At 54.1% G+C, this 20,495-nt stretch carries 14 protein-coding genes; 9 read left to right on the forward strand and 5 right to left on the reverse strand.

All coding sequences use genetic code 11. The annotated features are described in order from the left end of the window. Positions 1-3 precede the first annotated feature (3 nt). From hydG to GXX57_11355, 3 genes are read right to left on the reverse strand one after another with little or no spacing between them, the layout of a single operon-like run. On the reverse strand, positions 4-1,398 hold the full coding sequence (gene hydG / locus GXX57_11345) for a [FeFe] hydrogenase H-cluster radical SAM maturase HydG (protein HHV45239.1): 1,395 nt from the start codon (positions 1,396-1,398) through the stop codon (positions 4-6). Beyond that, on the reverse strand, positions 1,385-2,395 hold the full coding sequence (gene hydE, locus GXX57_11350) for a [FeFe] hydrogenase H-cluster radical SAM maturase HydE (GenBank protein ID HHV45240.1): 1,011 nt from the start codon (positions 2,393-2,395) through the stop codon (positions 1,385-1,387). Before hydE ends, hydG begins: the two co-directional genes overlap by 14 nt. A gap of 10 nt (positions 2,396-2,405) precedes the next feature. After that, complete coding sequence (locus tag GXX57_11355; GenBank protein ID HHV45241.1) at positions 2,406-2,660, reverse strand: CopG family transcriptional regulator; 255 nt, start codon at positions 2,658-2,660, stop codon at positions 2,406-2,408. 1,149 nt (positions 2,661-3,809) lie between these two features. Here GXX57_11355 and GXX57_11360 point away from each other — a divergent pair. Genes GXX57_11360 through GXX57_11370 form a run of 3 tightly spaced genes read left to right on the forward strand, consistent with a single transcriptional unit; the run spans position 3,810 to position 5,903 of the window. Beyond that, entirely contained in the window at positions 3,810-5,030 is a 1,221-nt protein-coding gene (locus tag GXX57_11360) for an FprA family A-type flavoprotein (GenBank protein ID HHV45242.1), read from the forward strand. Further along, the gene (locus GXX57_11365; GenBank protein HHV45243.1) at positions 5,027-5,188 is read left to right on the forward strand and encodes a rubredoxin; all 162 of its coding nucleotides are present in this window, start codon (positions 5,027-5,029) and stop codon (positions 5,186-5,188) included. Before GXX57_11360 ends, GXX57_11365 begins: the two co-directional genes overlap by 4 nt. Before the next feature lie 34 nt (positions 5,189-5,222). Further along, entirely contained in the window at positions 5,223-5,903 is a 681-nt protein-coding gene (locus tag GXX57_11370) for a High molecular weight rubredoxin (protein ID HHV45244.1), read from the forward strand. 105 nt (positions 5,904-6,008) lie between these two features. Here GXX57_11370 and eam read toward each other — a convergent pair whose 3' ends face one another. Next, a complete protein-coding gene (gene eam, locus GXX57_11375; protein ID HHV45245.1) occupies positions 6,009-7,286 on the reverse strand; it encodes a glutamate 2,3-aminomutase in 1,278 nt (425 codons plus the stop codon). 274 nt (positions 7,287-7,560) lie between these two features. On the opposite strand from eam, the gene GXX57_11380 reads away from it, so the two are divergent. The 6 genes from GXX57_11380 to GXX57_11405 all read left to right on the forward strand — a co-directional run bounded on the left by GXX57_11380 (position 7,561) and on the right by GXX57_11405 (position 18,492). Next, positions 7,561-8,556, forward strand: a complete 996-nt coding sequence (locus GXX57_11380) for a hypothetical protein (GenBank protein HHV45246.1) — start codon at positions 7,561-7,563, stop codon at positions 8,554-8,556. A 14-nt stretch (positions 8,557-8,570) separates the two neighbouring features. Then, a complete protein-coding gene (locus tag GXX57_11385; GenBank protein HHV45247.1) occupies positions 8,571-11,564 on the forward strand; it encodes an MBL fold metallo-hydrolase in 2,994 nt (997 codons plus the stop codon). 16 nt (positions 11,565-11,580) lie between these two features. Beyond that, a complete protein-coding gene (locus tag GXX57_11390) occupies positions 11,581-12,804 on the forward strand; it encodes a glucuronate isomerase (protein ID HHV45248.1) in 1,224 nt (407 codons plus the stop codon). 14 nt (positions 12,805-12,818) lie between these two features. Continuing rightward, positions 12,819-13,559: a sugar phosphate isomerase/epimerase gene (locus tag GXX57_11395; GenBank protein HHV45249.1), complete on the forward strand. Its 741-nt coding sequence runs from the start codon at positions 12,819-12,821 to the stop codon at positions 13,557-13,559. Between the two features lie 151 nt (positions 13,560-13,710). Next, positions 13,711-17,886: an AAA family ATPase gene (locus GXX57_11400; GenBank protein ID HHV45250.1), complete on the forward strand. Its 4,176-nt coding sequence runs from the start codon at positions 13,711-13,713 to the stop codon at positions 17,884-17,886. 153 nt (positions 17,887-18,039) lie between these two features. After that, positions 18,040-18,492, forward strand: coding sequence for a polymer-forming cytoskeletal protein (locus GXX57_11405; protein HHV45251.1), 453 nt, complete (start codon positions 18,040-18,042; stop codon positions 18,490-18,492). Positions 18,493-18,974: 482 nt separating this feature from the next. Here the strand turns inward: GXX57_11405 and GXX57_11410 are convergent, their stop codons facing one another. Continuing rightward, a complete protein-coding gene (locus tag GXX57_11410) occupies positions 18,975-20,267 on the reverse strand; it encodes an NCS2 family permease (protein HHV45252.1) in 1,293 nt (430 codons plus the stop codon). Between the last annotated feature and the right edge of the window lie 228 nt (positions 20,268-20,495).

A 20,495-nucleotide genomic window follows, 5' to 3' on the forward strand; every position in this document is an offset into this window, starting at 1 on the left:
CCCTTACCAATAGATATCCCTGGTTCCGCTATTGATCCTCGCCAGGGCCTCTTCGATCTTTCGGACTTGGTTGCGGTTGTTAAGCTTATCCAGTTCCCCTTGGATAAACCGGCTTCCCAGTTCCCTTGTGGCCGGCGAGGCGTAATCGCACAGGTATTCCTGCAAAGTGAAGAGCGCGTTGGGCTGACAGACGTTTTGGATCTCCCCGGTTTTTGCCAATTCCATGAACCGGTCACCGGTGCGGCCTTGACGGTAACAGGCGGTGCAGAAGCTGGGCAGAAAACCCCGTTTCAACAGATCCTGGACCACCTCATCTAAGGTGCGGTGATCTGCCACTTCGAATTGGGCCGAGTCCTCGTGGGCCTTTGCGTAGCCACCCACATCGGTGCGGGAGCCACCACTGATCTGGGAAACGCCCAGCTCTAAGAGTTCGCCCCGCAGCTGGGGTGTTTCCCGGGTGGAAATGATGATGCCTGTATAGGGCAGGGCTAAGCGGAATAGGGCCACGATTTTCTTCAACTCATGATCCGTGACGAGGTGGGGGTAGTTTTCCAGGTTCACCCCCGGTGCCATCCGCAGCCTAGGTACAGAGACGGTGTGGGGTCCCACGCCAAATTCCTGTTCCAAATGATACGCGTGGAACAAAAGTCCCAATACTTCGTAACGGTAGTCATAAAGGCCGAAGAGGATTCCCAAGCCCACATCATCGATTCCCCCCTCCATGGCCCGGTCCATGGCGAACAAATGCCATAGGTAGTCGTGCTTTGGACCCCTGGGATGCACCTTTTCATAGGTGTCCCGATGATAGGTTTCCTGGAACAGTACGTAGGTGCCGATCCCTGCTTCTTTCAAAAGACGATATTCCTCCACCGTGGTCGCGGCAATATTCACATTGACCCGCCGGATGATGCCTTTGTCCGCTGCGGTATCATAGATGGTGGAGATGGCATCCAAGACATATTCGATAGGGCAGTTTAGCGGATCTTCCCCTGCCTCCAAGGCCAATCTCTTGTGGCCCATCTGTTCTAATAAGCGGACTTCCTCGGCGATCTCCTCCATGGTGAGGCTTTTACGGGAGATGGGGTTCTTGCAGCGATACCCACAATAGGTGCAGCTGTTTACACAATAATTGCTGATGTATAGGGGTGCGAACAACACGATGCGGCTGCCGTAGATCCGTTGTTTTACCGCCCGGCTAGCTTGGAATAGGGCTTCCTCCACCGCCGGGTCAGAGGATTGCAGGATCTGGGCAACCAATTCCAGGGACAAGGCACCTTCCCTTTCCACCGCATGGATTGCGGCCTGCAGTTCCTGGGGATCCAGAGGATTCTCTCTGGCCTCCTCGAGCAGTCCCCAAATCTTCTCGTCACTGATAAACCCTGTGTTATACTTGGACATTTGCGTCCCTCCTGTAATAGTGGCCATGGTCCTGGGCAACAGTGCGGCCGAGTCCGCGGATCATGTCCTCGATTTCTTCGCGGACAGTAAGATGATTTGCCCGGGCGCCACGGCTTTTGCCCGGGTAAATCTCGTATTTCCTCCGGTAATGCAGGGGCGTGATATTGGGCATGATCACGTTGGCTCCAGCCCGAAGTGCCCTTTCCCTACCCTTGGGATCGATGGTGGCCAGGGCCGTGGTGGCCGGCAGGTGAACGTCGGGCAGGACTAACCGGGTAAGGGCAACGGCGTTCAAGGTGATGTCCACGGAGCCCGGTGGTGTGGCCCCCAAGGGTGTATTGGGGTGGGGAATGAAAACTCCGATGCCTACCATCGCCGGTGCAAATTCTTTCATGAAGAGAATGTCCGCGGCGATGGTCTCCAGCCCCTGTCCGGGTAGCCCCACCATGATGCCTGTGCCCACCTGGTAGCCCAGTTCCTTCAGGGTATAGAGGGCGCCAATCCGGGACCGATAGCTTCCCCGGGGGTGCAGTCGGGCGTAGAGATCTGGGTCGATGGTTTCGTGCTTTAACAAATAGCGATCGGCCCCGGCTTGCCGGAATTGGGCCAGTTCCTCCTTGGGGCGCTCTCCCAAGGAAAGGGTTACCGCCACGCCCATTTGTTTGATCTCCCGGACGATGGTACAGATTTTGTCCACATCGTACCAAGGGTCTTCCCCTGACTGGAGGACGATGGTTTTATATCCTGCGGCAGTCCCGATCCGGGCTGCCTGGAGGATCTCTTCTACACTCATTCGGTACCGCAGTAGCCGGCGATTGTCCCGCCGCAATCCGCAGTAAACGCAGTTTCTTACACAGTAGTTGGAAAACTCGATAATCCCCCGTAGATGGACTGCCTCTCCTAAGGTTTCTTTGCGGATGCGGTCTGCCTCTGCCCACAGCTTTTCCTGTTCCTGCCCCCGGGCCTGGAGCCTGTCAATGAGGTCCTGTTTGGTCATGGTTCTTGCCTCAATTCTTTTTGGTAATCAGGCCGGTCTTCACCTTCACACCGGGGATGGTGCCAAGTTTCCCACTGAGGGCACCGATTTCGTCGGTGGAGCCGTCTAAAATGAGGGCGATGACCGAGACGCCTTCCTGGCGATAGGGTACCCCCATTCGCCCCACGATGATTTCCCCGTATTCACTCAGTAACCTGTTGACCCGTTCTGCTGCTTCCTGACGATTCTCAATGACGATACCCAACACACCGATACCTTGTGTCATCTTGTTACCTCCTTGGGAAAAATAAAAAAGCGCCTTGACAAGGTCAGCAATAGACACCTTGCCAAAGCGCAGCGCACGTCGCTCCATCGATGTCGATTGCCCCTCAACTCAGAAAGACCTTGTCTTAGGGATCGTTGTCCTGTTGTGCCCGCCATCTAGCCGTAGCCCGACGACCGGCAAGTTGTGAAAAGTATCACGATCACTTTATACCATATTTTTGGAGAAAAAGCAACCCCCGAAAAAACTCACGCACCGATCTTACCTACAAATCGTGACATTGTGGCTATCTTCCGATCCTTTCTCAAGGGTGGCTTGCCGGTTGAACGTGTGCGCTGAAGGGATGACCAACGAGACGGGAGCAGCGGCAATCCATACTTTAAGGGTGTCGTCGTGGTTACTAGGCGCAGAAAACACCCATCGTAGACGTTTGAAAGATGGCGTATATTTGGGATGCGACACTGGTCACTACTATTGTGAAGTCCGGCACGAATCGTCGGTACACAGCCAGCATCATCCCTTAACAGTCATCGTATACCAATACCGGTTTGGGTCTTGGAGAAGTTCGACGAATGTTTCAGCCAGAATGTCGTTGAAGGGAGGTCTCTGCGAGGAAACAGTTAGACCGCATGAAAACGATCAAGGGTGGTGCTTGTCACATACCAGGATGGTTAGTGGTGACATCCGCCGAATCCTGAAAAACTGCAGGCGCTTAAAGGAGTTTTCCACCACGGTGGAGCTGCTTGTTCTCAAGAAGCTGTCAAAGGTCCCAAAGGACAAAGCGGCCCCTTTGTTCTGGGCTAGTTTCCTTTTTCTCTAACGGTGAAATCAGTTAAAGAAACGGTTTACCATCGAAGAAGACTTCACTATGATGGGTCTGGCTTCGGTTGGGAAGCCTGTGGGATCCGGAAGGTGAAAAACTAACGCCGGTTTCTGTTACGGGCTGTACAGGTGATGGTACCGGTGGGACTTGTGGGTCTATGCAGGCCCACTGTCGCTAGCTTTGTGGCCAGGAACCGGTAGGGAAGTCAGGCCTTCGTAATAACCCCAATTGTTCTGTTGACAAGGGACACCATCCAGTCTAAACTACTAGTAATCATTATCATTACTGGTGTTTCTTGGCGGGACACTAACTGCAAAGGAGAGTCAGATATGTATACAGGCCCTTATTCAGCAATCAAAGTTAGTGATCACGTCTACTGGGTTGGTGCCATCGATTGGACGGTTAGGGACTTTCACGGATACGCTACGGAACGGGGGAGTACATATAACGCTTATCTCATCCTGGGAGATAAGATCACCCTGATCGACACCGTGGAACCAGAGTTTAAGAACCAACTGTTGGCCCGGATTTCTTCGGTGATCGAGCCGAGCAGGATCGATTATATTATCTCCAATCACTCGGAACCGGATCATGCAGGGGCTCTGGCGGAGGTGGCGGCCCTGGTGCAGCCGGAGAAGATCTTTGCGTCCAAGATGGGGGTGCGGAACCTGCAGGCCCATTTCCATCAGCCCCTGAATTTAGTACCTGTGGCGACGGGGGACAAGCTGTCATTGGGGAATCTCACCTTGGAGTTCATCGAGACCCGGATGCTGCACTGGCCTGACAGCATGTTTACCTTCTTGGTGGAGGATGGGGTGTTGTTTTCCAGTGACGCCTTCGGTATGCATCTGGCCAGCAATGCCCGGTTTGACGATCAGATCGATGATTGGGAATATGAAGCGGTGAAGTACTACGCCAATATCCTGCTTCCCTATTCGGGACTGGTCCCAGAACTGTTGGATGAAGTGGCCGCCATGAATCTGCCGATCAAAATCATTGCTCCGGCCCATGGTTTCATCTGGCGCAAGGACCTACAAACCATTCAGTCTCTGTATCGCCGCTGGGCAGAACAGAAGCCCACCAAGAAAGTGGTAGTGGCCTATGATACCATGTGGGGTAGTACCGCCAAGATGGCCGATGCCATTATGGAAGGTCTTTGGTCCGGTGGTGTCGAACCTAAGGGAATGGATCTGCGGGTAACCCACCGCAGTGATGTGGTGGCGGAGCTTTTGGAAGCCGGTGGATTGATCATCGGAACATCCACCCTGAATAACGGCCTCCTCCCCAGGGTAGGGGAACTACTTACTTACATCAAGGGTTTGCGTCCCAGAAACTTACAGACCTTTGTCTTTGGTTCCTATGGCTGGAGTGGAGAAGCGGTAGGTCAAGTGGAAAAGTTATTTGACGAGATGGGCCTGGGTGTCTTCCGCGAGGGGATTCGGTCCTGGTATGTGCCCAATCAGGAAGTCCTGGAGGCCTGTTTCAACGCTGGTCAGGAATTTGCAGCCCAGCTGCTGGAGACAATTAGAAGAGAGGAGGGAAATGCATGACAAAGTACGAATGCACACTCTGCGGGTATATCTATGATCCTGAGGTAGGCGATCCCGATAACGGTGTGGAGCCAGGCACCGCGTTTGAGGATCTGCCTGAGGATTGGGTGTGTCCCCTGTGTGGGGCGGGAAAGGACGAGTTTGAGCCGGTAGAATGAAGGGGGTAGGCGGCGGCAAGACAGCCGCGATGCTATGGATATAAAAGCCCTGTGGCAATTGTCCTATGGTCTGTATGTTGTAAGCAGCAAAGGCGATGACGTGATAAACGGGCAGATCGCGAATACAGGTTTTCAGATCACAGCAGAACCGGTCTGTGTGGCAGTGGCGATAAATAAGCAGAACTATACCCACTCCCTCATCAAGGCCAGTGGGTTGTTTACCCTGTCCGTCCTTTCCCTAGATACTCCCATGGAGCTGATTGGCAAGTTTGGCTTTCAATCAGGCCGGGACACGGATAAGTTCGCCGGATTGAACTATGGATTAAGCCCGGCCGGGGTGCCCTATTTGAAGGATTACACCCTGGGCTGGCTCGGTTTGAAGCTGATCGGTCAACACGATTACTACACCCACACCATCTTTGTGGGAGAATTGACCGACGCAGAGGTGTTGATGGAGGGCATACCGTTGACCTATGCCCACTATTACGCGGTGAAGGGTGGCACTGCTCCCAAAACGGCCCCCACATACCGCCAGCCAGAAGAGCGGATTTCCGAGGGAGCCTACCGCTGTACGGTGTGTGGTTACGTTTACAACCCCAAGAATGGGGATCCCGCGGCCAAGATTCCGCCCGGTACGGCTTTCGCTGACTTACCCGAGGATTGGGTATGTCCTGTTTGTAAGGCTAAGAAGGACAAGTTTGAACCTGTTGGGTAAACCTTTGGGGGCCCAGGAAAGTGACTGGGCCCTACTTAACATTACATATGAAGCTGGACACTCCGGAATCTTGTTCAGACGTCCTATGCTTCGGCTGCGGACGCTCTAATGGTAAGAATCGTTGTTTTCCTCTTCAAAGGGCAATTCCCCTTCGTAGTTAGGATACTCGATGAGGTGCCCCTCCCAAGTACGGATTAGCACATGGTCCTTACCCCAGGATACCACGTAGTTAGGCAAGATCGGTGTCTTGCCGTATCCGCCCGGTGCATTGACGATATAGGTGGGGATGGCCATGCCGCTGGTATAACCCCGCAGTTTCTCCATGATCTCGAAGCCTGTTTCCACTTTACAACGAAAATGAGTGGTACCTCGTACGTGTTTGGCATGGAAAATATAATAGGGTCGAACACGAATCCGCAGTAGTTCATGGCACAGTTTTTTCATGACATGGACATCGTTGTTGACCCCATTCAAGAGCACGGCCTGATTGCCTAGGGGGATTCCCTGGCGGCTGAGTCGGTCACAAGCCGTAGCTGCTTCTCTGGTGATCTCCTTAGGATGATTAAAATGCGTATTCAAGAAAACTGGATGATATTTTCCGATAATCTCGCATAGTTGAGGGGTTATCCGTTGGGGCAGTGTGACCGGTGTCCGGGAACCGAGACGGATGATCTCCACATGTTCGATTCCCCGCAGTTCACCCAAGAGCCAGTCCAAAGTCTCATCGGACAGCATCAAAGCGTCGCCACCGGTTAACAGGACATCCCTGATCTCCGGGTTGTCCTTGACATACTGTAGTGCCCGGGCTAAGTCTTCCTTGGTCATGTGGGTGTCCTGTTCTCCGATGAGACGCCGGCGCTGACAATGCCGGCAATACATGGCACACTGGTTGGTTACCTTGATGATTAACCGGTCGGGATAACGCCTGGTGACCCCCGGAACCGGTGAAGTGTACTCTTCGGCCATGGGATCCAATTGACCGACGGGTACTTCCTCCAAGGCCGAGGGGACTGACATCAGCTTGATGGGGTCCCGGGGATCTTCCGGATCGATTAGAGAGGCATAATAAGGAGAGATGCTCCAACGATATTGCTTCCCCACCCGTTCGATGGCCTCTGCTTCCCCATCGGAAAGCCTGATGATCTCCCTCAAGACCTCAACAGATTTGATGCGGTTTCTCATCTGCCAACGCCAATCCTGCCACTGTTCTTCGGTAGCATGCAGGAGTTTCTTGATTCTGGCCTGGTTTTCCCGAATCTGTTCTTCTGCTCGAAAACCAGTGACGATACTCTTTTCCGCCTCCAGATAGTCGGTGATGCGTTCCCGCAGTTGCTTGGCACGTTCTTGAGCAAGTTCCTGAGAACTCTTGTTTCTTGGGTCCATTTTTATGACCTCCCTGCGATGGAGTGTCCAGCTTTGGAACGGTCCCTATTCTAACACAGAGGGACAAACAGGGCAAATTGGGGTAATCTGTACGGGGAAAGTCAACTTTTCTGCGAACCTGCTCTTTTCTAATAACCCTTCCGGTAGATCTCTACGGTGCTTGTCAGTAGGCCTTGACAGGGTGCAAGGCCGCACCGGATTGTCCTTGACACTGGCAAATTCTTGTCGGACAATAGGGTCAAGGAGTGCAGGATTTTGGCCCATAGGTGATAGCGTGACGGTGCGTCTTTTGGTGGATGAGTGGAAATTAAGACATAATGTCTCCCAAATTGCTGCTTTGTGTGCCAAACATGGACTGGAGTTAACGGGGGTTACTAAAGGGTTTGGGAGTCAACCTGAACTTGTTCAAGCCTTCGTTGCTGGTGGGGCCAAGGTCTTGGCCGATTCACGCCTTGACAACTTGGCCCGATTGAGGGACTGTGGTTTCGAGCTTGCCCTCTTGCGGAGTCCGGCCCTAAGCGAAGTCCCAAGGGTGGTCGGCACTGTGGATCTGAGCTTCAATACCGAAGTAGTGGTGCTAAAGGCGCTTAATGACCAAGCTCTAAACGAAGGCAAAAGACACCGGGTGATCCTAATGATCGATTTGGGTGAGGGCCGGGAGGGCATCCCTCCCGAGGAGGCATCCTGGGTGGCGGAACAGGTCCTGAAGATGCCCGGCCTCGGGCTGAGCGGGATTGGGGCCAATTTTACCTGTTTATCTGGCTTACCGCCTACAAAGGCACAGCTGCAGGCCTTAGTGGAGCTTGCCCGGGAGATTCGCCAGCATACTGGTTTTAACTTCCCGGTGGTCTCTGGGGGTAATTCCAGTTCTTTGAAGCTTTTGGAGGCGGGGCAGATTCCCCCGGGGATTACGGAACTGAGGATTGGGGAGACGATCCTCACCGGGTGTTACGTGCCCGAGGGAAACCCGGTACCGTATCTTTATCAGGACGTGTTCACCCTCCAGGCCGAGGTGGTGGAGGTTCGGCCCCGGCGGATCGTGGTGGCCCTCGGCTGGTTGGATGTGGCGGTGGATGGCTTGCGGCCGCGCCAAAGGGGTCTGCAGGTGGTGGGGGCCACCAGTGATCATCTGGTGCTGGAACCATTGGAAACCACCTCGGTGCAGGTGGGAGATTTCCTTTCCTTTTCCTTGAATTACGAAGCATTGGCCCGGGTTGCCGGGGCTAGGTGCTCTATCCAGAGGACTGTCGATGCGGAGAAAGAAGAATGAACGGAGGTACTGGGATGCGGATCGCGATCCTTGGTGGCGGCGATGAGGTGGGAGCGAGCTGCCTCCATATAGATCTTGGGGAATGCAAAGTCTTGGTGGATGGTGGTGTCCGTCTAGGGGGGGCGGCGGAGTATGGTGCTCCCCAGGATAGCCTTCCGGATCTGGCCCGGATTAGCGAACTAGGTGGTGTGGATGCGATCTTTCTAACCCATGCCCACTTGGATCACAGTGGTGCATTGCCTTTAGTCCATCAGGCTTATCCCCAGGCACCGATCTATTGCACAACTCCCACGGCCCGTCTGATCGCTGTACTGTTGGCCGATGCCTTAAGGATTATGGAGCAGAAGGCAGAAAGGGAGTTAGAGGTACCCCTATATGACGTGGGCCTGGTGAACAGCATGTTCACCAAGGTCGTTCCCGTGGAGCTTGCTGCCTCGGTGCCCTTGCCGAACGGGGCCGGTCAGGTACATTTCTTTCCCGCAGGGCACATTCTGGGGGCCAGCCTTATCGGTATTGAATCCTCCGCAGGAAATGTTCTGGTCAGTGGGGATCTTTCCGTAGCGGACCAGCGTACGATTCCAGGGATGACCTATCCTCGGTTTGAGCCGGAGGTGCTCCTTTTGGAGTCCACCTACGGTAACCGGATGCATGCCAATCGGACCACTGAAGAAAGGCGCCTGGGTCGCGCCGTAGCCGAGGTGATTTCCGCGGGGGGTAAAGTCCTCATTCCGGCCTTTGCCCTGGGACGGGCCCAAGAGGTCATCCTGATCCTCCGGGCCATGCAATTGGCAGGCGAGCTTCCCCCGTGTCCAATTTGGGTGGATGGGATGGTCCGCAGTGTCTGTGAGGTCTACACCGAGTTTCCCCAGTACCTGACTCCGAAGTTGAGGCGGGCCATTGACTCCGGTGCCCATCCCTTCTATCCCCGGGGTGGGTCGGTACAACCGGTGAGGAACAGTAAAGAGCGGGAACAGATCCTCCACGGTCCGCCCTGTTGTATTGTGGCCAGTTCCGGCATGCTCAGTGGGGGCCCCAGCCAGTATTATGCGGAGCAGTTGGCGGGCAGTATGGAAAACGCTATTTTTCTCACCGGGTACCAAGATGAGGAAAGTCCCGGAAGGCGTCTTTTGGAGGTGGCGGCTGGTCGGGAAAGTACCCTGCGTTTGGGCGACAAAGAAGTGGCGGTGCGGTGCCGAATCCAGCAGTTTGGGCTTTCCGCCCACGCAGATGCCGGAGAGTTGGCCAGTCTCGTCCATCAGCTCAATCCCCCCCATACCATCCTGGTCCATGGGGATGAGCCGGCGCGTAGAGAACTGGGGCAACGGTTGCAGGATACCGCAGTGTATCTGGTGGAAAACGGAGACGAACTGCAGTTTCGTATACGGAAATCCCGGGGAGGACGCAACCGAGGCTGGGGCGAGGGTGCACCCTTAGATCTGGAACAACTTTGGTTGAGGATCGTAGAGGAGCGAACTTTGGCTAAACGGCTGTTTTCCCAGTCGGAGCTGGGCCGCCTTTGGTATGGAGATGAGATGACCGAGGGACAGTTGGCGGAGTTAGAGGTCGCCCTTGGGGAGGATCAACTCTATTTCGTTTCAGATCGCGCTCGACCCTATCTTTACTTTGCCCGGACCAAGGCCCAGGTGGCTAATCAGTTGCGGCGGAGACAACTGATGGCAAACGCACCGGAACTGAAGGGTCACTTGCTTTTGATTCGGGATCGGGAGGGCACTGTGGAGTGTGGCATCTGTTACGAGACTTCATCGGTGGGCTTTTGGGCCTGGCAGGTGGGGGAACAGGGCCAGGAGTTTCCCGCAGAAGCCCTGGTGGCCATCGTGGCACCGTGGGACATTGTAGACCCGAGCGGGAGTGAAGAGAAAAAGCGACTGGCCGAGGTACTACAAAGCAGTGTAGCCACTTACCGACGGTTTACCCCCCGCAAGCTATGGACTTTGCTCTTCGAAGCCTTTGGGGAGGAAGAGTTCACCCTGGAAGAGGCCCTGGAAGCCTGCGGACTAGTCCCTGACCTGGCGGAGCGAGTTGCCGTGACGAAAAGACTGGTAACTAGTGCCGATTTCGTATATTATAAACAAGTAGTACTTGGTGAAAACCGGTATCGGGTCAAGGCACCGGAGCTAGTGCCCCCGGTGGATGTGGAGGATGCAGGGCCCTTGGATCCCAATGCGGCCATGTCCTTGGTGGACGAGCTTTTTCCCAAGGAAACGGGCCTGTATAAGCGGGGGGCCCATGTGGAATCCAGGGTCTTACAGTTATATTTTCACTTTCCCGATGTGGCCCGCCAGCGTTTCGCCGCGCGGTTAGCGGAATTGGAAGAGCTTACGGGTTGGCGGGTGGAAGTCAACGCCCATGCTCACCAAGGGGCTTTAGTCCAGGTGTTGCACAGCCTGTTACCGGAAGACTGCAAGCTCCTGAAGGGGCCATCCATCTACATCGATGAACGGAAGGTTGTGCTGGAACTGGCCGGTGGGGTGGAAGAGCAGCGGTTGAGGGAGAAATTTAAGGCCCAGACCGGCTTTGAACTGGTGCTAATGGAAAGGACTAGCCAGCCTCCGGCAAAACCCCAGGTTCCTTCCGGAAAGCGGTGGGAGATTAATCAGGCGTTCCGGTTCATCAAAGAGCATTTTGCTTGGCTTGGGGTGGAGATTTACAAACATAGCAAGCGAAACAGTCCCGATGGTACCGAGTTTATTCAATTGTCCTTCATTTCCCCGGAGGTGGGAGAAAGGTACCGGGAGGAGATTGAGGAACTTTCGAAGGAACTGGGTTGGCCCATTGAGATTGCCCCGGAGCCTAACCAGCATGCGATCAAAATGGCCGCGATGACCCTGATCCCTCCAGAATGGGGGCTGCAGAAAGAACCGAGTTTCTATAAAACCCAAAGGCGGGTGGAGGTGAAGTTGTCATCTCCACCGGACGATGGCCAGTGGGAAGAAGCCGTGGCCCGGTTTCGGGAGCAAACGGCTTATAACCTAGAATATACAACATAAACCTTGGGGTGATCCAATGAACAGACAAGAGTTGGCGTCAGTGGTCAAGGATGCCATGGCTCAGACGAAGATCATCGATATCCACACGCACATCTATCCTGCCAGTTTCCAGGAGTTTTTCCTCTGGGGGATCGATGAGCTTTTGACCTACCACTACTTGGTCGCGGAAACCATGCGCTGGGTGAACATGCCTTACGAAGAATTCTGGGCTATGGATAAACAGGCTCAGGCCGACTTGGTTTGGAAGACTCTCTTTGTGGAGAACACTCCCTACAGTGAGGCTTGTCGTGGGGTGCTGACGGTCCTTAAGGCCCTGGGGTTGGACACTGGGGCCAGGGATTTGGAGGGATATCGGGAGTATTTCCGGTCCCTGGATCCCGCCGAGTATGTGGATCGGGTCTTTGCACTGAGCGGCGTGGAAAGCGTTGTAATGACCAACGATCCCTTCAAGGAGAAGAAATATTGGGACAGGGGAGAGGTGGATCCGCGGTTTAAGGGAGCCCTGCGCATTGACAATCTGTTGGTGAATTGGCCACAGGCGGTGACGGAGCTTTCTAGCTTGGGGTATAGTGTAAGTAATACGCTGGATGTGACCACCTACGCGGAGGTGCGACGGTTCCTGGAGGATTGGATCGAGCGGATGTCTGCATTGTATGTGGCTGCTTCCCTTTCCTATGATTTTGTCCTTCCTAGCGAAAGTCCCGGAGCCAAGATCCTAGATCAGTGTATACTTCCGGTGTGTCGGGACCGGAACCTGCCCTTTGCCCCGATGATCGGTGTGGTGCGGAGGATCAACCCCGCTTTGGGTGATGCGGGCGACGCGGTGCGGAAAGCGGACATTGGTACCGTGGGCTACCTGTGCTCCCGGTATCCGGAGAACAAGTTCTTGGTTACCCTTCTTTCCCGGGAGAATCAGCACGAGCTGGCGGTACTGGCCCGAAAGTTCCGCAACCTCATGGTCTTCGGCTGCTGGTGGTTCTTGAATAATCCCAGCCTGGTGGAGGAGATTACCCGGATGCGGATGGAACTTCTGGGGACCAGCTTCATCCCACAGCACTCCGATGCCCGGGTATTGGACCAGCTGATCTATAAGTGGAACCACTCCAAGGAGATTATTGCCAAGGTATTGGTGGATAAATATAGTGATTTGCTGGAGACCGGTTGGGTGGTGACAAAAGAGGAAATCCAGCGGGATGTGCAGAAACTCTTTGCAGGCAACTTCCAAGAATTCCTGTCATAAAGGAGGCATTCCAGTTGAGCCAACTATCTGTCGCTTTGCAGCTGTGGTCGTTACGTGAAGACACGCAGAAAGATTTTCTAGGTGTTTTGGAGAAGGTAGCCCAGCAAGGATACGCGGGTGTAGAATTTGCCGGCTACGGGGGACTTTCCGCTAGCCAACTGAAAAGTGTCCTGGCAAATCTAGGCCTAAAGGCGGTTTCCAGCCATGTAGGTTACGGACAATTGAAGCAACAGCTAAAAGAGACAATCGATTATGCTTTGGAATTGGGACTGCCCCGGCTTGTTTGCCCCGGCGCTCCTAGAGATCAGCTGAAAACCTATGAGGACTGGCAAGGGTTCGGGGAATTCTTGACCGAAGTGGCCGAAGAGTGTGCCAAGCATGGCCTTGCCTTTGGATATCACAATCATGCTTGGGAATTTGAAAAGGTCAATGACGAGTACATCCTAGACATCATTTTCGCCGCTGCTTCTTCCCAGGTGGAAGCCCAGCTGGACCTGGGTTGGGTCTTCCGCGGTGGAGAGGATCCTGTGAAGTATCTGCGTAAATATGCCGGCCGTTGTCCTACGGTCCATGTGAAGGATTTCAAAGAAGGCCGTCAGGTGGAAGTGGGTCATGGTGACCTGGATCTGGCCGGTGTGATCGCCGCCGCCCGGGAGGTTGGCGTGGAGTGGCTGATTGTGGAGACCGAGGAGTATACCATGGCGCCCATTGATAGTGTTGCCGTGGGTCTGAAGAATATTAAGGCTCTCTTGTAGAGTAGTAGGTGTTTGGACCCTATCCTGTCTGGCTACAGCTGTGGTGTAGCCAGACAGGAATAACGAGACATTTGTTCTCCTGATAGGTGGTCTCATGCAGCCTTTGACGCGGTACATAAATGACACTGCTATAGACAGGATTCATGAGTTCATGACTGTAAGTCTGCCCCTTTGCCGGCTGCTGGTCCAGTATCACCAGCGAGGCCAGGTGGTCAAGGGGCTTTGCCCCCAAAGGATCGGACTGGACAAAGGTATGCAGACTGCCTATCTACAGCCCTCCACCGACCCTACAGAACACTGGCCCTACATGTCTCCCGAAGAGACGGGAAGACTGAATCGGCCGGTGGATCACCGCAGTAATCTCTATTCCCTAGGAGTCATCTTTTTTGAGTTGTTGGTGGGCTCCCCCCCCTTCCAAGCTGGGGATCCCCAGGAGTGGATCCAGGCTCACCTCTGCCAGGAACCGCCCTTTGTCTGTTCTTTGAATTCCCAAGTACCCATTACCCTCGGGCGCATTATTGCGAAGTTGTTGGCCAAGGCCCCGGAGGAACGCTACCAGAGTATTAAGGGGTTAGAGGCGGATCTTGTCCGTTGTGTGCGGGGATGGCAGACTATCGGAAAGATTTCTGAGTTTGTCTTGGGCCAAGGGGATGTTCCTGCCCGGCTGCAGATGGGACATCGGCTTTACGGTCGGAAAAGGGAAAGGGACTTAATCTTGGAAGCCTTTGGGCGGGCGTGCCGGGGAGAGCGACAATGGGTCATGATCTCCGGTTGTGCCGGAGTGGGGAAGACCGCCTTAATGGATGAGTTGCGGTCTGTGGTGCAGCAAGAACAGGGTTACTTTGTCACCGGTCGCTATGAGCAGTATCAGGGGAATGTGCCCTACCGGGGTGTTGTCCGGGTAGTTACCAACTTAATTCGGCATATCCTGGCGGGACCGGCGGAGGGGATTGCAACCTGCCGGAAACGATTACAGGAGGGCTTGGGGACCTATGGTGGACTGATGACGGAGTTTATCCCGCTGCTTAAGGTACTGACCGGTGGGTTTCCTCCCTTGCGGAAAATGACTCCCCTGGAGAAGGCCAATCGCTTCTTTCATACCTTTGAGATTCTGGTTCAGTTGTTGACCCAGTTCCTCCAGCCTTTGGTTGTCTTCCTCGACGATCTACAATGGATGGATAGTGCTTCGGTGCCTTTGATTCGGTCCTTTAAAGAGGCAAGGGGCCGTATCTTGTTTGTAGGGGCTTACCGCAGCGAGGAAGTGGACCAGGACCATCCAGTCCACAGGCTGCTACACAGCTTACAAGATGGTGGAATACCCCTCAAACGGCTGGCCCTAGAGTCTTTGGATCTGGACAATACCGCGGCTTTGGTGGAAGGTATCTTGGGTCAGAACAATCTGGAGGAACTGGTTAACAGTGTTTACCAGCAGACCGCGGGGAACCCCCTCTATGTAAAACAATTCTTGCAGGATGCCTATGAGGCGGGCGAACTTTATTTTTCACCCCAGGAGTTGTGTTGGAAATACGAAAGGAAGTTAGTTACCCCGGAAGTGCCAGAGACGGTCACCGAGGTGGTGATCAATCGTCTCAAGCGCCTGCCGCCCAAGACCGTGGGGGCCCTCAAGCGGGCCGCTTCTTTAGGAGTTCAGTTTTCTTTGTCCCTCCTGGCCCGCTGTCTGGGTCAATCCCTTAGTTACACCCGTAGTCTTCTGCGGCCGGCACTGACCATGGGTATCATTCTTGAGGATGGGGAGACCGGCGGGGCAGAAGCAGAGGTTTATCGGTTTTTCCATGACCGGGTCCGGGAGGCGGTCTTCTCCTTGTTTGACCCGGGGGAGCGGGCCCAGGTGGCCTATGAAGTGGGACAGGTTCTCTTGGACGATCTATCCACTGGACAGGACGTCTTCCAGGGTGTGGATCTTCTGAACTTGGCCGAGGGCCTATTGCAGGACGAAGGGCAACGTTTGCAGGTGGCCCGGCTTAATCTGCGAGCAGCCCGGCAGGCCAAGGCTGCCTTTGCCCTTGGTGCCGCCTTGCAATATCTGGAGGCGGGGATTCGGCTGCTACCCACCCATTGTTGGGAGCAGTATTATGATTTGACGGCGGGGCTGTATTTGGAATACTATTGGTGCAAGTTCTTGGAGGAGGGCTTTGCCGCTGCGGAGGTGGTGCTGGACTACCTTTTGGCAAGGGCCAAACCACCGGAGCAAATCGAAGCCTATACCCGCAAAACCATCCTGTGTACCGCCTGTCATACCGACGCGGAAGCCATTGAAGCGGGACTGAACGCATTGCGTCTGTTGGGCTTAGATATCCCCTCCTGTCCTACGGAGGAGGATATCCAACGGGAACTGCAAAGGGTAAGAAGCCTTCTAACCCCTGATAGGCTAGACGCATTCCGGGAAGCATCCCAACCGGCGGATCCGAGGACTAGACAGATCCTGGCCCTTGTGGCCCACTTGATTCCCCCGGCTAGCCTATGCAATCCTGCCCTTTTCCGTTATCTTTCGGTGTTCATGGCCGGGTTTTCCTTGGAAGAGGGATATACGGAGTATGCTCCCTTTGCCATGGCTTGCTTCGGTGCCTTCCTAAGTGGCGACCCCATGGAATTGCCCCAAGTGGATAGACTGCAGCAGTTGGCACTGGAACTTGCCCAGAAGGTGGAAGCCTTCGTCCCCCAGTACAGGGTGTACTACACCATTGGTGTTTACATGAACCATTGGCACCGGCATGTGAGTTCAAACCTGGACTTTCTCCAAAAATGTGCCTCCGAGGCCCAGGAATATGGGGACTTTCTCTTCGTCGGAGCTGCCCTTACGGAAATGCTGCAAGTCCAGTGGTTCTTGGGCCAATCCCTGGCGATGGTGGAAAAGAGTAACCACGAGGCCTTGGCCCAACTCCGTCGGCTACGGATGCAGGCCCTGGTGGATTTACTGCAAGTGGTGGAGCAGACCATTAAGAATCTGCGGGGCGAAACCTACGGGCCCTTCACCTTGAACGATGAAAAGTATGATGAGCTATTCCGTATCGTAGGGCTTCTCCAGAGCGATTCCAGCATGATCGTACCCTTTTACTATCTGTTGAAAATCCAGACCGCCTATCTCCACGGTGGTTTCCAGGAGGCCTACGGGTTGGCGAGGAAATTGCCGGGGAATCTGCGGGCGATAGCAGGTAAGTTGCTTTACGCTGAGTATCTTTACTGGTCTTGTCTGGCGGCAGCCCAGGTGGCCCCTCTAAAGGAAGCCCAGACTGCGTTGGCCCAGGCCCTGGATCTGTTCAAGATTTGGTCCCAAAGCTGTCCGGACAATTTCCTTCACAAGTACTACGTCCTTGCGGCGGAAGAGGAGCGGTTACAGGGCGATGTCCAACGGGCGTTGAGGTTCTACAATTTAGCCATTGGGTTGGCAGGACATCAGGACTTTTTCCTGGACGGGGCCTTGGCTTGCGAGTTGGCAGCTCGGTTATACATGAAACTGGGAATGGAGGACAACGCGCGCATCTATTTATTCCGGGCCCATCAATTGTATGGTGGTTTTGGGGCTATCCGGAAGCAACGGCTGCTTCGGGCCGCTTATCCGCGACTGTTGCAGGAGGTGTACGAAAGCTCCGGAATCCTGCCAGAACCGGCTATGGATGGGGCTACCTCCTTTGTTGTTCAGCAGGAGGACTTTCTGTACCGTGTTTTCCAGAACTTGACCGTGGAACCACTGGATGTGGTGAATACTTTACTGGAGGTTTTATCGGCTTCTACGGGGGCCTCCCGGGTGGAGCTTTTGCGAGTTTCGGAGGAAGAGTTGGTCTCCTTGGGAAGCCGGGGTGAGCCGCCGTTGGGGGATCACCGGTTACTACCTAGGTCGGTGCTGATGTATGTTGTTCACACGAAAGCGTTGGTAATCCTGGATGATGCCCTAGTGGATCCTGTGTTCAGCCAAGATCCCTATATCCAAGAACACAGGCCTGGCTCCCTTTGTTGTTATCCCCTCACCAATGATCATCTGGTCTATCTGGAGAATCGTACCGTGAAGGGGGTCTTTGCCTTCAAGCAGCTGGAATTGATTTGTAAGCTGTGCCAGGCCTTGGCCGCGGGGTTTCTCACCACTAATTCCTCCACCACGCTCCAATCAACCGAAGAACTCTCCCTCACCTCCCGGGAAGCCCAAATCCTGGAGGCCATGGGTCGGGGTCTTTCTAACCGCGAAATTGGGCAGCTTCTATATCTTTCCGAGGGAACAGTCAAATGGCATACTAACCGCCTTTTTCGCAAGCTAGGGGTCAGCAGCCGTACCCAGGCGGTGATGAAGGCAAAGACCCTGGGTTTGGTATAGTCTGGAAAAACAAACTTTCGTTGGCTTCCGTTCTAATCTCCGTCGTGTTAGACTAAACTTACCATACCGGCTCCTGGACAGGCACTGTCTTGGTGGGCTGGCGCCATGGAAAATCTAAATGCACCCTGAAGACTCGGGTACGGAGGTGTTAAGGTGGCATTAAGGTTGTTGACAAGCAGCGCCCAGGAGGTCAGCCAGGAACAGGCCAAGCCCACGACTGTTTTAGGACCCGATGTCTCCTTGGAAGGAGACATCAATCTCACCGGGGATATCCGGATCGATGGTAACGTCCGGGGGACTATCCACTCTGAGCAGACTGTGACCATTGGAGAGTCAGCTTTTATACAGGCCGATGTGGTGGCCTGCCGGTGCTATATTTCCGGTAGGTTTGAGGGTAATCTGAAGGTACGGGAGACCTGTAAGATTACTTCCACAGGTTCGGTGTGCGGCGATATCCAGGTGGGTTCCCTAGTGGTGGAGGAAGGCGGCAAGCTGTCGGGGAGATGCCAAGTGGTGCAAGAACCAGAAGGGGGCAATAAGGCGCTGCCCGCCGACGCCTTCATTAAGGGAAAACCGGTCGAGAACCGGGAAGTTGGAGTTAGTTAAAGCACAATTCATTACTGCAGTTGAATTTTGCTCACCGTTCCTAGTCCGGTGGGAACCCTCTTGGTGGAAACTAGCATACTTTCTAGCCCTATCGTTAGGCGCCGTAGGGTTGCCTACTTGGTCCTTGCCTCATAGGAGAGTTGCCCGGTGGGCTTTTGTGACTTCTGGGGATGTCTACACAGAAGGGTACAAGTCCCAAGGATCGGGTTCCTCTGGGTTGTGGTCAAAGGATTCCTTCAGTTTTTGACATCGGCACAGTTCTGTCTTACACGTTAGGCCAGAGTGTTTTTCTGGGGCCAGATTGTTGGTCGGACAAGTTTTTCTTGTTTTTCGAGAACCAGTTGATCGTTTCGTCCAGAAAAAAAAGGGATCAGTGAAGTTTTCGTGAAAGCAACAAAAACGGCATGGCTACAAGCCATGCCGTTCTTGTTGCTTGTTCAGTATGTCTGCTGAGCCGAAGGGTAAATAGCCCAGCGCGTTTTTTAACCCACTCTTCCCAGGGTAACGAAGTGGAGAATGGCGATGATGCTCAGCACATACATCAGCCAATGTACTTCCTTCGTACGACCGGCAGCCGCTTTGGCAATCACGTAGGCGATGAAGCCGGCAGCGATGCCATTGGCGATACTTCCGGTGAAGGCCATGAAGGCCATGATGATGAAGGCCGGGAAGGCTTCGGTGAAATCGTCAAAGTCTACGTCTTTGATGGCACCCATCATTAATACGCCCACGATTACCAACGCCGGTGCAGTGGCGGCATTGGGAATGCTCTGGGACAAAGGAGTAAGGAACAAGAAGGCGATGAATAGGATGCTTACCACAACGGAGGTGAGTCCCGTGCGTCCACCCTCGGCAATTCCCGCACTGCTTTCCACATAGGTGGTAACGGTACTAGTTCCCAGGGCGGCGCCGGCCATGGTACCGACGGCGTCTACAATCATGGCTTCTTTGACTTTGGGTAACTGGCCCTTCTTATCAAGGAAACCGGCCTTAGCACCGGTGCCAAGGAGAGTTCCCATGGTATCGAAGACGTCAACAAAAACTAGGGAGAAAATGACGAAGAAACCGGTTTTGATGGCTCCGGCGATGTCCATCTTAAAGAAGATGGGACTCAAACCAGCGGGTAGGCCGAAAATACCTTGGAATTCGGTCACACCCATGGGAATCCCGATGATGGTGGTAATCAGGATTCCGATTAGGATGGCACCCCGTACCCGGAGGGCCATGAGGATGGCGGTAATGGCTAGGCCGATGATGGCCAGCAAGGGCCCCTTCGCGGTGACGTCACCTAGGGTCACCAGAGTTGAAGGATGATCAACAACGATACCCGCGTTCCGCAGACCGATCAAGGCGATAAACAGTCCGATGGCCGCGGCCACGCCGCGCTTGACGACCAGTGGTACAGCCTTGTCGATGTAGGTGATGGCGTTAGTTACAGCCAAGATTAAGAAGACAATACCGGAGATGAATACTGCACCTAACGCGGCCTGCCACCCATAATTTGCCGCTACCGTATAGGCAAAGAAGGCGTTCAGGCCCATCCCACTGGCTAATGCGAAGGGATAGTTGACGTATACCCCCATGAGAAAGGTGGTGATGGCTGCCGCCAGGATGGTAGCAGTAGTTACTGCCCCTTGGTCCATGCCCGCGTCCGACAGGATCAACGGGTTGACGAAGATAATGTAGGCCATGGTCATGAAAGTGGTAATACCAGCAATGACTTCAGTTCGGACATTCGTTTGGTGTTCCTTGAGTTTGAAGATCCTCTCTAACATCGTAAACCTCCTTAAATGTAAAGTAGCGCGGTCAACTACTGCATTAGCCTGCAATACATTAGACGTTTTGCGAAAATATCCTGCATAGTTTTACAAATTACTACTGGGGTTTTGACATAAGCCCAGGGAAAAAAAGAAAGAACGTGTGCTAAGTTGACCGTTCGATCCCATATCGTTCCAATATTTCATCTGGCGTGCCAAGCTCCTTTGGCAGTAGTCTCACCGTGT

The organism is Bacillota bacterium (assembly GCA_012839765.1).
GTDB lineage: Bacteria > Bacillota > Limnochordia > DUMW01 > DUMW01 > DUMW01.

Coding starts and splice junctions, on each gene's coding strand:
- hydG (HHV45239.1), bottom strand. CDS start 1,398: ATGTCCAAGTATAACACAGGGTTTATCAGTGACGAGAAGATTTGGGGA.
- hydE (HHV45240.1), bottom strand. CDS start 2,395: ATGACCAAACAGGACCTCATTGACAGGCTCCAGGCCCGGGGGCAGGAA.
- GXX57_11355 (HHV45241.1), bottom strand. CDS start 2,660: ATGACACAAGGTATCGGTGTGTTGGGTATCGTCATTGAGAATCGTCAG.
- GXX57_11360 (HHV45242.1), top strand. CDS start 3,810: ATGTATACAGGCCCTTATTCAGCAATCAAAGTTAGTGATCACGTCTAC.
- GXX57_11365 (HHV45243.1), top strand. CDS start 5,027: ATGACAAAGTACGAATGCACACTCTGCGGGTATATCTATGATCCTGAG.
- GXX57_11370 (HHV45244.1), top strand. CDS start 5,223: ATGGATATAAAAGCCCTGTGGCAATTGTCCTATGGTCTGTATGTTGTA.
- eam (HHV45245.1), bottom strand. CDS start 7,286: ATGGACCCAAGAAACAAGAGTTCTCAGGAACTTGCTCAAGAACGTGCC.
- GXX57_11385 (HHV45247.1), top strand. CDS start 8,571: ATGCGGATCGCGATCCTTGGTGGCGGCGATGAGGTGGGAGCGAGCTGC.
- GXX57_11390 (HHV45248.1), top strand. CDS start 11,581: ATGAACAGACAAGAGTTGGCGTCAGTGGTCAAGGATGCCATGGCTCAG.
- GXX57_11400 (HHV45250.1), top strand. CDS start 13,711: ATGACTGTAAGTCTGCCCCTTTGCCGGCTGCTGGTCCAGTATCACCAG.
- GXX57_11410 (HHV45252.1), bottom strand. CDS start 20,267: ATGTTAGAGAGGATCTTCAAACTCAAGGAACACCAAACGAATGTCCGA.